The organism is Photobacterium aphoticum, assembly GCF_001029435.1.
Lineage (GTDB): Bacteria > Pseudomonadota > Gammaproteobacteria > Enterobacterales > Vibrionaceae > Photobacterium > Photobacterium aphoticum.
The window spans coordinates 67,334-81,931 of the sequence record NZ_LDOV01000021.1 but is presented as its reverse complement, the minus strand read 5'-3'; the positions used below and the strand labels follow the sequence as shown (position 1 = coordinate 81,931).

The 14,598-nt window shown below is 56.1% G+C and carries 11 protein-coding genes; 2 read left to right on the top strand and 9 right to left on the bottom strand.

What is annotated here, in order from left to right; genetic code table 11:
- Positions 1–2 precede the first annotated feature (2 nt).
- Both ABT58_RS11775 and ABT58_RS11770 read right to left on the bottom strand, forming a co-directional pair.
- A complete protein-coding gene (locus ABT58_RS11775; protein ID WP_047874601.1) occupies positions 3–632 on the bottom strand; it encodes a 3'-5' exonuclease in 630 nt (209 codons plus the stop codon).
- 48 nt (positions 633–680) lie between these two features.
- A complete protein-coding gene (locus ABT58_RS11770; protein WP_047874600.1) occupies positions 681–2,489 on the bottom strand; it encodes a DUF294 nucleotidyltransferase-like domain-containing protein in 1,809 nt (602 codons plus the stop codon).
- 268 nt (positions 2,490–2,757) lie between these two features.
- On the opposite strand from ABT58_RS11770, the gene ABT58_RS11765 reads away from it, so the two are divergent.
- On the top strand, positions 2,758–3,957 hold the full coding sequence (locus tag ABT58_RS11765) for a 3-phenylpropionate MFS transporter (RefSeq protein WP_047874599.1): 1,200 nt from the start codon (positions 2,758–2,760) through the stop codon (positions 3,955–3,957).
- Between the two features lie 179 nt (positions 3,958–4,136).
- On the top strand, positions 4,137–7,709 hold the full coding sequence (locus ABT58_RS11760; protein WP_047874598.1) for a PAS domain-containing hybrid sensor histidine kinase/response regulator: 3,573 nt from the start codon (positions 4,137–4,139) through the stop codon (positions 7,707–7,709).
- 103 nt (positions 7,710–7,812) lie between these two features.
- Here ABT58_RS11760 and flhA read toward each other — a convergent pair whose 3' ends face one another.
- From flhA to ABT58_RS11725, 7 genes are all read right to left on the bottom strand, one after another.
- On the bottom strand, positions 7,813–9,918 hold the full coding sequence (flhA, locus tag ABT58_RS11755) for a flagellar biosynthesis protein FlhA (protein ID WP_047874597.1): 2,106 nt from the start codon (positions 9,916–9,918) through the stop codon (positions 7,813–7,815).
- Between the two features lie 18 nt (positions 9,919–9,936).
- Positions 9,937–11,064, bottom strand: a complete 1,128-nt coding sequence (gene flhB, locus ABT58_RS11750) for a flagellar biosynthesis protein FlhB (protein ID WP_047874596.1) — start codon at positions 11,062–11,064, stop codon at positions 9,937–9,939.
- Positions 11,061–11,840 (bottom strand): flagellar biosynthetic protein FliR, encoded by a 780-nt coding sequence (gene fliR, locus ABT58_RS11745; protein WP_047874595.1) that lies wholly within the window; start codon positions 11,838–11,840, stop codon positions 11,061–11,063. Before fliR ends, flhB begins: the two co-directional genes overlap by 4 nt.
- Positions 11,841–11,842: 2 nt before the next feature.
- Positions 11,843–12,112 carry a flagellar biosynthetic protein FliQ gene (locus ABT58_RS11740; RefSeq protein WP_047874594.1) on the bottom strand — a complete coding sequence of 90 codons (270 nt, stop codon included), beginning with the start codon at positions 12,110–12,112 and terminating at the stop codon, positions 11,843–11,845.
- 62 nt (positions 12,113–12,174) lie between these two features.
- On the bottom strand, positions 12,175–12,909 hold the full coding sequence (gene fliP, locus ABT58_RS11735) for a flagellar type III secretion system pore protein FliP (RefSeq protein ID WP_047874593.1): 735 nt from the start codon (positions 12,907–12,909) through the stop codon (positions 12,175–12,177).
- Positions 12,906–13,262 carry a flagellar motor switch protein FliN gene (fliN, locus tag ABT58_RS11730; protein ID WP_047874592.1) on the bottom strand — a complete coding sequence of 119 codons (357 nt, stop codon included), beginning with the start codon at positions 13,260–13,262 and terminating at the stop codon, positions 12,906–12,908. Before fliN ends, fliP begins: the two co-directional genes overlap by 4 nt.
- Positions 13,263–13,264: 2 nt before the next feature.
- Positions 13,265–14,176 carry a flagellar motor switch protein FliM gene (locus ABT58_RS11725; RefSeq protein ID WP_047874591.1) on the bottom strand — a complete coding sequence of 304 codons (912 nt, stop codon included), beginning with the start codon at positions 14,174–14,176 and terminating at the stop codon, positions 13,265–13,267.
- Between the last annotated feature and the right edge of the window lie 422 nt (positions 14,177–14,598).

Below are 14,598 nucleotides of genomic sequence, written 5' to 3'. Positions count from 1 at the left end.
CACTAACTACGCAGGAGCGAGAGGGCCGGGCGATCACCGTGCGTGAGCCGGACATAGATCATGGCAGCAGTGATGGTGTCCTGCAGCGCGTCGTGGCGCGGGCGCACGGGGAGATCCAGATGGCGGCTGATGGCCTCTAAACTGAGGTCGAAATAGGCGTTGGGTAACTGGCGCTCCAGTTGTTCATGATAGAGGTGGCTGATCTCCACCAGTTTGTTGGGTAGCGGAAAGTCGAAGTGCTGGCGAAAATAACGGTCAAGAATCGTCTTATCATAGCGAATGTGGTAGCCCACCAAGGGCCGATTACCGATAAATGCCAGCAAGGTGGCGAGTGCCTGTTGGGTGTCGAGCCCCTGTTGGCAATCTTGGTGGCGAATGCCATGCACGGCCACAGACTCCCCTGTCAGGCTGGTCGGTGCCCGCAAGGTCAGGTGGAGTGACTGGCTGGTGAGAATACGGTTGGCGCGAATGCGGGTGGCGGCAATGGTCACCAATTCAGCCCGTTGCGGATCCAGGCTGGTGGTTTCACAATCGAGCGAGACCAATTCATCCCCTTGATAGCGGGCAAAGAGCGGGGCGTAGTCGGTGCCACGGTAACGGTGTTGGTACCACCAGCGTTGCAAAGTATTCATGGCGCTTCCTCCTCTTTAGCCTCTTTACTCTCTTATTTCTGACTTTCTTTAGTCTCGGATCTGATAGTGATACGCGAGCCAGGCTTTAAATTTTTTCACCACATGCAGGCTGTGGCGCAGCAGATCCCGCTCCGCCCGACTCAGCCGACGGAGATCCAAATGGTGTTGCAGGCCATCCCCGTCATGGGCCAGTTGCTGGCGCAGCCGCAGTTTAATAAACAGTTTTAAGGCTTCACTGAGGTTGGACGCAGTACTGGCTTCCAGCACGTTGCGCTCGGCGAGTTGCTCGATGCGGGTAAAGGTGTTGTTGTCATCAATGCCCTGTTCCAGCGCCAAGGCTCGACAGCCGTGCACAATCGGGAAAATCCCTCCTTGTTTGATATCCAGTCCGGCTTTATCCGCCTTCAGGTGACCAAACAAGGTCAGCGGCACGGTAAATTGCAGTGCCGGTCGGGTGAAGGCACTGAGTCGTTGGGTGTGATTGGCCATGTGTTGCTGCAGCTGGCGTTTCAACGGGGCGAGCAGGCTGACATCGCCGGCCACTGCATGGCTGTCAGCAAAAATCGCCAGTTGCATCAGCCATTGTGCGCTGCCGCTGTCGGCCCAACGGGATAATGTGTGTAACCACTCACTTTGTGTTTTCACCCAGTCAGGGTTGTTGACCATAACCTTGCCCGGGCACAGCGGGTAGCCGAGTTGGTGCAGGGTGTCGGTCAGGGTTGCCAGCACCGTGTCTCGCGCTGGCCAGTCGGTGTCGTCGGCGACGATCAGGGCGTTATCCTGATCGGTTTTCAGTATTTGCTCCCCCCGTCCTTCCGATCCCATCACCAACAAACAACAGGCTGACTGGTAGGCCTCGGGCACCACCAAGCGAAAGGCTTTCTCGATAATTTGCTCATTGACGGTGGCGATCAGCTCCATCACAAAGCGGGTGTGAATACCGTTGTTAAACAGGGTTTCGACTAACTTGTGCTGGCTGTGGGCAGCAAAGGCCAGCTCGTCCACCGTGTTGGCGCGGGCGATTTGCAGGGTCAGTACATGGGAGTGGGTGGAGAACAGGCTCAGCACCTGAGTGAGGTTGAGCATGCCGACCAGGGTCTCGTCGTGGGCGGCCAGCACCGAGACCCGTTTCACCTTGTGGCGGGTCATCGCCAGCATGGCGTTAAACAGGTAATCCCCTTCGCGGACACTGATCACCGGCGCCGTCGCCACCGCACCAATCGGGCTGTCGGGTGTGCGCTGCTCCAGCATCACGGCGTGCAGCAGGTTGGTCCGGGTGATGATGCCATAAGGTTGGCCGTTGCCCGCTTCTACCAGTGCGGCATCCAACCGCTGGTGCTGCAATTGTTCGGTGGCGTGTTTCAGGCTGCAGTCGCGTGGCAGCAGCAGGCAGGGCTGAATATTGCTGTGATCAATTTTGGTGAGGATAAACTCGGCCAGGTTCTGTTGTTGCTGCGCATTGTCCAGCCATTGCTGGCGGCGGGCCAAATCACTGTCAAAGTACGCGGCGAACTGGCGGTTGGCCTGATAGAAGCGCAGAAAGAGTGGCCTGGGCAGCAGGTAGCACAAGGTGTCTTCTAAGGCGGTATAGCGGTGGCGACAAGGCGGCTCCAGCAGGGCGCGCACATCCAACAAGTCATCGGCGGTGTAATGGGCAAACACTTCCTGTCCGTCCTCCGCGCGCTCTTCCACGCTGCCTTTTATAATGATCAGGAGCGATTCACTGTCATGGCCGGCCTCAATCAAGGTTTCCCCGTGGCGATAATAGGCTACATCCAGCGCCTCACGCAGTTGCTGTTGTTGGATCGCCGTTAGGCAGTCAAACGGGGGCAGGGAGGTATCAAAAGCATCGGACATGGCGTGGTCTCCGCAGGCAGGGCATCCATAACATTGGCCTGTATGCAGTGTCAGCGGATTGAGGGGGTTATACCAGACGACTTTAGTCTACGTTGCGGTGCGCAGCGTACGGGTTAGAGGGCGAAAAGAGGGCGACAGGCAGTGAAAAATGGGGCGAGGGCGACAAAAAAGAGGAAAAAAACGCAAACGATTATTTCATTGGGACGCTTCATGCTTACAGGCATAATAGGCGCTTTCCGACTCTCTTTTCCGCTGAATAGGACATGGCATGTTTAGAAGTAGCCCCTATGGATGGACCTCGCAGTACCTGCTCGGGTTCTTCTTTAATTACGGTGTGTATCTTCCTTTTTGGGCCTTATGGCTCGCGCATTTAGGCGTTAGCGCCTCACACATCGGTTTGTTGTTGGGATTGGGTTTTGGTGTGCGCTGTTTAGCCAACCTCTTGATCACACCGCGTATCCATAAAGTCGAGCACCTTATCCCGGCCCTGCGGGTCTTTGGGGTGGCGGCGTTGATCAGCTGTATCGCTTACATCTATTGCGGCAGTAATGTGTGGGTGCTGGCGATCATCACCGTCTTGTACAACATGATGATGGGGCCGATTGTGCCGCTGTCAGATTCACTGACCAACTACTACGCCAAAGAAGGGCACCTCGACTATGGTCGTACCCGTCTGTGGGGATCGGTGGCGTTTATTGCCGGCTCGACCGTGGTGGGCCTGCTGGCGGCGAAATATGATCCGAACGTGATCCCGTGGGTCGCGGTGGTGGGCTTGGTGGCGATGTTGCTGTTTACCCTGCGTGCACCGACCATCGTGCCGGTGTCAGAGCCTGAAAGCCAGACCCAAGGCCGCCCGGCGTTGTTGCAGATGCTGCGCACCCCGGCGGTACTGCGTTTTCTGGGTATCATTGCCTTGCTGCAAGGGAGCCATGCGGCGTATTACAGTTTCAGTGCCATTTACTGGAAAGGTGCCGGTTACAGCGAAGATGTGATTGGTTACCTGTGGAGCTTCAGTGTGGTGGCGGAAGTGGCCGTGTTTGCCCTGAGTCAGCGCCTGTTTGCCGGCTGGAGTGTGATGGCGATGTTCCGTCTGGCGGCGGTGGGGGTGATGATCCGCTGGGGGATCACCGCCAGCATCATGGAGCTGCCGGTATTGTTTGCCGCGCAGGCGTTGCACGGGGTGACCTTTGCGGCGGCGCACCTGGCGACAATCCGTTATATCCAGCAGGCACAAAGCAACCAGATGGTGGCCTTGCAGGCGTTGTATAACGCGCTGCCAATGGGCGCATTCATGGCCCTGATGACGGCGGTGAGTGGTTGGTTGTACGGTGCATGGGGCGGTAATGTGTTCTGGGTGATGGCGCTGATGGGTCTGCCGGCACTGTTCATGAAAATTGAACCGGCTGGACGTGCAACTGCAGCGTCTCAACCCCCTGTATCAGACAGCGTGCAAGAGCCAGCACAGTAATTGACGCTAACGCTTCACGCGCATTTCTTTTAACGGGCACCTCAGGTGCCCGTTTTTTTATGTGTCCAGTTTTCATATCGGTGTCTTCGCCTTAAATCTGTGATCCCTCAGATTGGTGTGTGAGGGCGCTTTGGTTACACTGGTGAACACAATCTGTTAACAATTTTCAAGGATGATGCATGGCACAGGGATGGATGGTCGTGCTGGTGACATTGGCCTACCTCGGGCTACTGTTCTGGATCGCGTGGTATGGCGATCGTAAAGCGCAATGGATGGCCCGCTGGCGGCCGTGGATTTACAGTTTATCCATTGCGGTGTACTGCACCTCATGGACCTTTTACGGCACGGTCGGTCAGGCCAGCCGGGATCTCTGGTCGTTTCTGCCCATCTATGTGGCGCCCATTCTCGTCTTCACCCTCGGCTGGCGCATTCTTGCCCGGCTCATTCTGATTGCCAAGCGCGAGCACATCACCTCGATTGCTGATTTCATCGCGGCCCGTTATGGCAAATCCCAAGGCTTAGCGGTGACTGTCACGGTGATCGCCGTGATCGGTATTCTGCCTTATATCGCCCTGCAATTGCGGGGGATCACCATGGGGTTGTCACAAGTCGCGCCATCGATAGGCACGAGTGTGCTGGCCACACCGATGGGTGAGGCCAGCATGGGCAGCGGACAGGCCGACATTGCCTGGTTGGTGACATTGGGGCTGGCAATATTTACCGTGCTGTTTGGCACACGCCATATTGATACCACCGAGCACCATCGCGGCATGATGATGGCGGTGGCGTTTGAATCGTTGGTCAAACTGGCTGCTTTTATGCTGGTCGGTTTTTTTGCCCTGTATCTGCTGTGGTCACATGCCGGCACGCCGGTGATGCCGCTGAGCCAATGGCAACCGGCACCGCCGCAGATCGGCAGTTTGCTGATCCATACCTTATTCACCATGGCCGCGATCATCTGTCTGCCGCGTCAGTTCCATACCACCATTGTTGAAAACGAGCAGGCCCAAGATCTGCATCGTGCCCGTTGGGTCTTCCCCGGTTATTTATTGCTGATGGGGATCTTCGTGGTGCCACTGGCCCTGGCGGGGCAGTTCTTGCTGCCGCAGGTGCCGGCCGATACCTATGTCATCAACCTGCCGCTCCAGCAGGGGGCGGAAGGCATTGCGCTGTTGGCGTATTTGGGCGGCACGTCGGCCGCCAGCGGCATGGTGATTGTCTCGACCATTGCGCTGGCGATCATGGTGTCCAATGACTTGGTGCTGCCGCTGTTACTGCGACGAATGCGCATGTCAGGCCGTCAGTTCAGTGCGTTTTCCGGGTTGCTGCTGACGGTACGTCGCGTGTTGATCGCTTTATTGCTGCTGGCGGCGTGGGGTTTTTATCAGGTCTTGGGGGAGATCCCGTCGTTATCGGCGATCGGGTTGTTGTCGTTTGCGGCCATTGCCCAATTTGCGCCGGCGTTGCTGGGCGGCATCTACTGGCGAGAGGGGAACCGCAAAGGGGTGTATGCGGGACTGGCGGGCGGGATTTCCATCTGGGCCATTACCATGATGGGACAAACCCAGATGCTGGCGGGCACCAGTGAGACCAATGTGCTGTTGTGGATGCTGACGCCGCCGGCATGGCCGTTGTTGGCGGAGTTATCTGCCGTGGACTGGGGCATGCTGCTGAGCCTGCTGGTCAATACCGGCTTGTATGTGGGGATCTCGCTGCTGACCCGCTCGTCACTGACCGAGCGATTACAGGCGGCGGCGTTTGTGGGCGCGCCATTACCGGAAAGCGGGGATGAGGACACCAGCTTGTACCAGACCCGGGTGACGGTGGGCGAGTTGGAAATGTTGGCGGCCCGTTTTGTCGGGCGTCAGCGGGTGCGTCAGGCTTTCCGGCTATATCGGGAGCAATATGAGCCGGAGCCATATAAGCGGGATGGTCACGTTGCCATGGGCACATCGGATGGCGGGAATGAGGAGGAGAGCCACGGGTTGTCGCCGGATCAGCAGGCGCCGTCCACCTTGATCCGCCATACCGAGCGGGTACTGGCGGGCGTATTTGGCGCGTCCTCCGCCCGTTTGGTGCTGACCTCTGCTTTACAGGGGCGCAAGATGCAACTGGAAGAAGTGGCGACCATTGTGGATGAAGCCTCTGAGCTGTTTGATTTCAGCCGGGGCTTGTTGCAGGGGGCGATTGAGCACATCAGCCAGGGCATCGCGGTGGTGGATAAACAACTGCGGCTGGTGGCGTGGAACCAGCGTTATCTGGAATTGTTTACCTTCCCGCCGGGGCTGATCCAGGTCGGGCGACCGATTGCCGAAGTGATCCGCCACAATGCCGAACTGGGCTTATGTGGCCCGGGCGATCCGGAGTTACATGTGGCCAAGCGGGTTGAACACCTGAAGATGGGCACCGCCCATACTTCATCGCGTATTCGTCAGGACGGGCAGGTGATTGAAGTGCAGGGCAACCCGATGCCCGGCGGCGGGTTTGTAATGAGCTTTACCGACATCACCCAATTCCGTCATGCCGAGCAGGCGCTGAAAGAAGCCAATGAAACCTTGGAAGATCGGGTGCGCCGCCGTACCAGTGAGTTGGAAGCCTTGAACCGCAAACTGGTGGTTGCCACTCAGCAGGCCGAGCAGCAGGCCCATTCCAAAAGCCGTTTTCTGGCGGCGGTCAGTCACGATCTGATGCAGCCGCTCAATGCCGCACGGTTGTTTTCTTCCACCTTATCGGAAGTGGCGAGTGATAAGGAAAGCGCGCAATTGGCCCGGCATATAGAAAGTGCGCTCGGGGCGGCGGAAGATTTGATTGGCGACTTGTTGGATGTGTCCCGCTTAGAAGCGGGGAAATTGCAGGTCAATGTGCATGCCTTTCCTATTCGCGAGGTACTGGAAACCTTAAGCGCGGAATTCGGGGCCATTGCCCGCCAGCAGGGGATCACCTTTGATGTGGTGCACAGTGAGGCGGTGATCCACTCTGATCCCAAACTGCTGCGCCGCGCATTGCAGAACTTTCTGACTAACGCGTTTCGCTATAACCCCAACGGCAAGGTAGTGCTGGGCGTGCGGCGTAAAGGGACGCAGTTACAGGTGGAAGTGTGGGATAACGGACCGGGGATCCCCGCCTCCAAGCAGGCCCATATTTTTGATGAGTTCACCCGGATTGAACACAGCGGCAGCGAACATGGCCTCGGGCTGGGGCTGGCGATTGCGCGGGGGATCAGCCGGGTGCTGGATCATCCGTTATCGCTGCGCTCCTGGCCGGGGCAAGGCACGGTGTTTGCACTGAGTGTGCGACGCGGGGTGGTAGTGACGCCGGTGGTGAAAGCCGTGGCTGAGACCCGCACGCCGCTATCGGGATTACGGATCTTGTGTGTGGACAACGAGCCCGACATTTTGCGTGGTATGGACACCTTGCTCAGTCGCTGGGGCTGCGAGGTGCGACTGGCAGAAACCGTGGTCGCGGCCATGCAGCAACTGCAGGATGACTGGCAACCGGACTTTGTGTTGAGTGACTACCATCTGGCGAACGGGGAAACGGGGTTGCAGGTGTTACAGCAATGCAGTTTGCGTTTAGGCAAAACCTTCTGTGGTGCGGTGATCAGTGCTGATCGCACGGAAGAAACCCGCAAGACCATTGAAGGGCATGGCTTTACCTTTATCAGCAAACCGGTGAAACCGCTGAAGTTGCGCACTTTGCTGACCCAGCATGCGCCCTCCCAGTCTGCGCCTTCTTTGGGGGCATCGGTGTAATTGACGACAGAAAGAAAAAAGCTCAGCGGGATGGCTGAGCTTTTGTGTCTGAGGGGCGAGGCTTTCGGTGCCAGGCATGAAGCGTTTGGGCGCTAGGGCAGGCTCACCCCAAGTGCCCCACCACCGAAACACTGCGGTTATCCGGGATTTCGTTAAAGGACAACACCTGCAAGCCGCGAGAGCAGATGCGGGCATAGCGCGCTAATAGCGGGCGCAGTTGTGGCATCACCAGCAGGATAGGCGGGTGGCCGTTCAGGCGCATGTTGTCTAATGCTTCCGGCAGGCTGCGTTGCAGTTTCTCAATCACGCTTGGCTCAAGGGTAAAGCCATCCAGCTGCACATGGCCGCCGGCCTGGGCCTGACTCAGGGCGCCCAACAGAATGTTTTCCAGCTCGTTCGACAAGGTCAGGGCCGGTACGTCGGTACGGGCACCGATCAGACTGGCCAGGATCACACGGCGCAGTACACAGCGCACATCTGCTGCCAGCAGGATGGGATCTTTGGTCAGCTCGGCTGATTCCACCAGGGAGTTGGCGATGGTGACCATGTCTGACAGCGGCACACCATCAATGGTGAGCTGGCGGAAAACCCGCAGCAGTTGCTGGTGGGTCAGCTTGTTTTGCAGATCATCGGCCAGCTTGCTGTTGACCGTACTCAGGCGTTCCAGAATGCCGTTCACTTCCACCGGTCCCAGAATGTCTTCAATGTGATCGTTAATCACCTTACTGACATGGGTCGAAATGATGGTGGCGTGATCGACCACGGTATAACCGAGGTTGACGGCCTTGTCTTTGTCGCTGGTGCTGATCCATACCGCTTCCATGCCATAGGCCGGATCTTTGGTCAGGATGCCATCCACGTTGCCGTATACTTGCCCCGGGTTGATCGCCAGCAGCTTGTCGACTTCCACTTCCGCACTCACGGCCACCGCACCGCGTACCGTGATTTGGTACTGGTTAGCATTGAGCGCCAGATCGTCACGGATATGAATATGCGGGATCACAAAGCCGCGTTGCTCGGTCAGGGTTTTGCGGATCCCCAATAAGCGGTTGAGCAGCTCCGCCCCTTGCTGACGGTCAATCAGGCTGACTAAGCGGTAGCCCACATGCAGGTTCATGGCATGGATGTGAGGAATGTCGCTGCTGACCAGCTCTTTGCTTTCCGGCTGAGTGTTTTGCTCCACGATTTCTTCTGCGCGCTGCAGATCCGCATCGTCAATTTCTGGGGCGGCCTGAAACTCGCGCATCCGCCAGCCGGCGAAGCCGACCACTGCACTGAAGCCCAAGAAGGCCATGTGTGGCATGCCCGGGATCAAACCCAGTACCAGCATGATGCCGGACACCACAAACAAGGCCGTTGGTGAGGCCAGAACCTGCTTGGTAATTTGATCGGACAGGTTGTTGTTGTCCGCCACGCGGGTCACGATGATGGCGGCAGAGGTCGCCAGCAACAGGGATGGGATCTGTGCCACCAGACCGTCACCGATGGTCAGCAGGGCGTAGGTCTGGAAGGCATCGCCAAAGGTCAGGCCAAACTGGAACACACCAATGCTGACACCCCCGATCAGGTTGATGAACAGGATCAGCATACCGGCAATGGCATCACCGCGAACGAACTTGGACGCACCGTCCATCGAGCCGTAGAAGTCCGCTTCTTTGGCCACTTCCTCACGGCGCAACTTGGCCCCTTGGTGGTCAAGAATGCCGGCGTTCAGATCCGCATCGATGGCCATCTGTTTGCCCGGCATCGCGTCCAGGGTAAAGCGCGCGCTCACCTCGGAGATACGCTCGCCCCCTTTGGTCACTACCACGAAGTTGATGATCATCAGAATGACGAAGACCACCACACCGACCACGTAGTTACCGCCGATCACCACGTCACCGAAGGCCTGGATCACCTTACCGGCGGCATCCCCGCCAAGGTGGCCTTCCAGCAAGACGATACGGGTCGAGGCCACGTTCAGCGCCAGACGTAACAAGGTCGCGACCAGCAAGATGCTCGGGAACACCGAGAAGTCGAGCGGCTTGCGGCTGTACACACTGATCAGCATGACCAGCAGGGCCAGTACGATGTTGAAGGTGAACAGCATATCCAGCACGATGGCCGGAATAGGCAGGATCACCATGGCCAAAATCGTCATCAGCAACAGCGGGACGCCGAGCTGACCCTTGGCTAATGCTCGAAAGATCGGAGCGAGTTTCTGTTTCATAGCGTCATTACACTTCCATTAACGGCGAAGTTCCCGGGGGATAGACACCCGTGGGAATGGGGGTTTGGTCGGTTGTCGGCCCTGGCGGTATTGTTCCATCTGGAAGACAAACGTCAGGATATGGGCAACGGCGATATACAACGGGGCGGGAATTTCCTGCCACTCGTTGGTGGAGTAATACACGGCACGGGTCAGCGGCGGCACTTCCACCACCGGCACATCGTGCTGGCGGGCAATGGCCTGCATGTGCAGGGCGGAGTGATCGACCGCTTTGGCAATCACATACGGTGCCCGCGCTTTGCTGAGATCGTATTTCAACGCCACGGCATAGTGGGTCGGGTTGGTGATCACCACATCGGCCTGCGGCACGGTATTCATCATGCGGCGCTGGGTCATTTGGCGCTGCAACTGGCGGATCCGGCCTTTGATTTCCGGGTTACCGTCGGTGTTCTTGTGCTCTTCCTTGGCTTCCTGCTTGGTCATCTTGAGCTGCTTGGTGTAGTCCCAACTGGAGTACGGCAAATCCAGCAGTGCAATGAGCAGCAAGGCCAAGGCAAAGCTCAGCAGGCCCTGCATCAGAAATTCCACACTTTGTGCCATGGCACTGTTGAGCGGCATGCGCTGAATGGCAATGATGTCTTTCAGGTTCCCGGTGATGAGGTAATACAGGACGACCGAGATCAGGGTGACTTTGAGGATACTTTTGACCAACTCAACCACGGACTTGGCAGAGAATATCTTTTTGATCCCGCTGATGGGGTTGAGCTTGGAAAACTTCGGCTGTGCCGCTTTGCCGGAGAGGTTCCAGCCGCCGCGAATGATATTGGCCAGCACGGCGATAGCCATCAACAGCCCCAGTAACGGCGTGATCACACGGATCATCACCATCACGCTGTCTGTCAGCAGGGTCAGCATCAGGTTGGGATCAAACGCCTGAGCGCGGCTGAGCTGAAAGCTCGACTGACTGACGGTCATTGCCATCTGCACCAGCTCGTGTGAGAAGGCGCCAAACAGCAACGCGGCGCCCAACGTCAACAGGGCGGTGACCAATTCACGCGAGCGCGGCAGGTTACCTTCTTCGCGCGCTTTGCGCAGTTTCTGTTGACTGGGTTGTTCCGTTTTGTCCTGACTGCTGCTCTCACTCATGGCGTGCCTCCTTCGAGCAGACGCATCATGTCCAGCGTGTCGCTACTTAAGCGAACAAAGTTTTCCGGCAGGCCGGAGTTGGAAATCAACAAGCAGACCAAGCCCAATAGCAGGGTCATCGGAAAGCCCAGTGCAAATACGTTTAATTGCGGTGCCGCACGGTTCATCATGCCAAAGGCGCCATTGACCAGCAGCATGGCGGTCATCGCCGGCAGCGCCAGCAACAAGGCTGCGCCCATCAGCCAGCCAAAGCGCAGAATGATCAGGTACAAGGCGTGTTGGCTGAAGAACTCGCCGACCGGCCAGATCTCAAAACTGCGCACGAAAATCTCCAGTGCCACCAAATGCCCGTCGAGTGAGAGAAACAGCATGAAGGTGTACAGCTGGTAGTATTTCCCCATCGCCGGCACGCTCACGCCGTTGACCGGATCGTTCATCATCGCCATGCCCAAACCCATCTGCATCGACAGGATCTGGCCCATGGTGGTGAAAATGGCAAACAGGCATTCAAGCAAAAAAGCCAGCAGCACACCGATCAGCACTTGCTGACCCGCGTACACAATAGCTTGCAGGGAAAGTGGGTCGACCGAGGGCATGGCCGGCATCAGCGGCGCGGAGAGCAAGGCAATCATCATGGCCAGCCCGACCCGCAATTGTGGCGGAATGCTGCTGCCGCCGATGATCGGCATCGCCATCAGGGCACTGCCCAGACGCACGAAAGGCCACCAGATTTGGCCGAACCAGGCATTCAGCTCAGCGGCAGAAAGTTCGTACATGATCAGCTAATTAAATGCGGAATATCGAGGAACAGGCGGGTAAACAGATCACCCAGCGTGCGTAGCAGCCACGGGCCGGCAAAGCCCAGCATGGCCAGGGTGACCAGCAGACGCGGCAAGAAGCTCAAGGTCTGTTCGTTGATTTGGGTGGCAGCCTGAAACACACTGACCACCAAGCCCACCAGCAGGCTGGGTACGATTAACACCGACACCATACTGATGATGATTAACAGGGCATCGCCAAAAAATGTCGCGACAAATTCAGAACCCATACCGCGTCTCTCTCATCAGTGTGGTGGGGGAAAGGGGAAAACCGGTGGTGGTAAAGACCGGGTTAACCAAAGCTGGCGCTGAGGGTGCCTACAGTCATTGACCAGCCATCGACCATGACAAAAATCATCAGCTTAAACGGCAGCGAGATGATCAGGGGTGACAGCATCATCATACCCATCGCCATCAGCACACTGGCCACCACGATGTCGATGATCAAAAAAGGAATGAACAGCATAAACCCAATCTGAAAGGCGGTTTTCAGTTCGCTCAGCACAAACGCGGGCGTGAGCAGCAGAAAGTCCAGTTGCTCGTAATGCTCCGGCGCGGGCTCATTGGCGATACGCAGGATTTGCTCCAGATCGGTTTCGCGGGTTTGCTGTAACATAAAGTTTTTCAGCGGTGGTGATGCCGTCTCCATGGCCTGTTGCAGGGTCAGCGTGCCGGCCTGATACGGCACATAGGCCTCATCATGAATGGTGGTTAATACCGGCCGCATGATGAACAGCGTCAGGGTCATGGCAATGCCAATCAAGACTTTGTTGGGCGGGCTTTGCTGTAAGCCCAGCGCCTGGCGCAAAATGCCAAGCACAATAATGATACGGGTGAAACTGGTCACCATCAGCAGCATGGCTGGCAGCAGTGACAGTGCGGTCATCAGCAGGAAGACCTGCATTTTGACGCTGTATTCTTCCTGTCCGCTTGGGCCGTTGATACTGAGCAGAGGAATATCCTGAGCCAGTGCAGGATGGCTCAGTAACAGCCCCCCGCACAGCGCAATACGGAGCCAGTTACTCACTTCGCCAGGCCTTTGAGCATGTCGCCTTCATCCATCACATCAATCAGACGCAGGCCGTACTTGTTGTTCACGATCACCACTTCCGCGTGGCCCAGCAGGGTGCCGTTGACCTTCACATCCATTGGCTCGCCGCTCAGCTTGTCCAGCTCAATCACGGTGCCGAGGCCCACATTCATCAGATCGCCGACCATCAGCTCAGTGCTGGCCACTTCCAGCGTCAAATTCACCGGAATGTTGCGGATAAAGCTCATGTCCTGAGCCGGACCTGCGGTGCCTGCATGGGCTTGTTGGTCCAGCGTACCTAGATCAAGATCATTCAGATCAATGTTCAAATCAGTCATTTGTTCAGACATGGTTATACCTTGGATGGATTAAGAATCTGTTGGATGTGCAACACCAGGCTAGCGTTGTGCTCGGCTACCCTGGCTTCAAATAACGGCGTGCTTCCGGCACGGACGGTCACTTGCTCTGGCAGTTCAATCGGGATCACATCGCCCGGCTTGAGATCCATGATTTGCCCCAGTAACAGGCGGCGTTCGGCCAGCGTGGAATGGAGACGGATCGGTGCCTGGCAGATCTTTTGTTGGATTTTCGCCTGCAGAGCCGGGTCGGTATCGACGTTAGCCGGTTGGCATTGCTGATCGCGCAGGAAATCCAAGCCGGCAAACGGCAGGGCGATTTCCAGCCAGCCACTTTTCTGGCCGGCAATATCAATCGTGAAGCGACACACCTGATACAGCTGGTTGTTCTGCAGCGGGCTGAACAGGTTGAGGGTATTTTTGCTCAGCAACTGACTCTGCCAATCGGTAATGCTGTGCCAACTGGTGGAGAACTGCTGCAAAATGGTGGTGAAAAAGCGTTCCACCAAACGTAATTCGGTATCGCTGAGCTCACTGTGTTTACGTGCCGATAAGCCGTTCCCGCCAAAGAACAGATCCACCATAAAAAAGAGGAGTTCGCCATCCATCGCAATCGTGCCGTGCAGATCATGGGGAGAGACCATGAACTCGCGGTAGATAGACGGCTTTTTCATCTGCTGCAGGTACTCTTGCAGTTTGAGGGTGTCTTGCTGAACCAACTTAAAGTCGGTGGACTGACGAAGCATGTGATGGAAAGAGTGGCGTGCCAAGCGCTCAAACTGTTTACCAATATTATCGATGATCGATTGCAGGGCACCGATGCGGTGTTCCGGACTGGCTAAATCAAAATCACGGATATCGACCTGCTCAGTATTGGCAATGACTTTACTCTTTTTTGTTAGCTTCATGATGGCGATAATTTCTAGACGAGTGGATTAAATACACACCTTATTTCACAAAAATATACAAATAGTGCGTAAGCCGAGAGCGCAGAGGGCTAGATTATAATTAATGCGTCAATATTTACTAATGGAAGAATTAAAAAACTTTGATCTTTTTTCCAATGTCAGAAAAATTGACATGATAATAATCTCATAGATTAAATTTTCTCCTTTATAATATTTTTGTTAATAAGAAAATCAAATAAATCAAGATGCATATTGGCAATAATCTGTTCATATCTTTGTGGGATCAGAGATACGCTGTATGCGTCAAAATTATGACTAAAAAGTTTATAAAATATAATTTTTATTCTTTTAGTGATTGATACTATACGAGTAATGCCTTCTTGTATTACTCTACGCCCCCCAACATTTAGTGAATGATATTA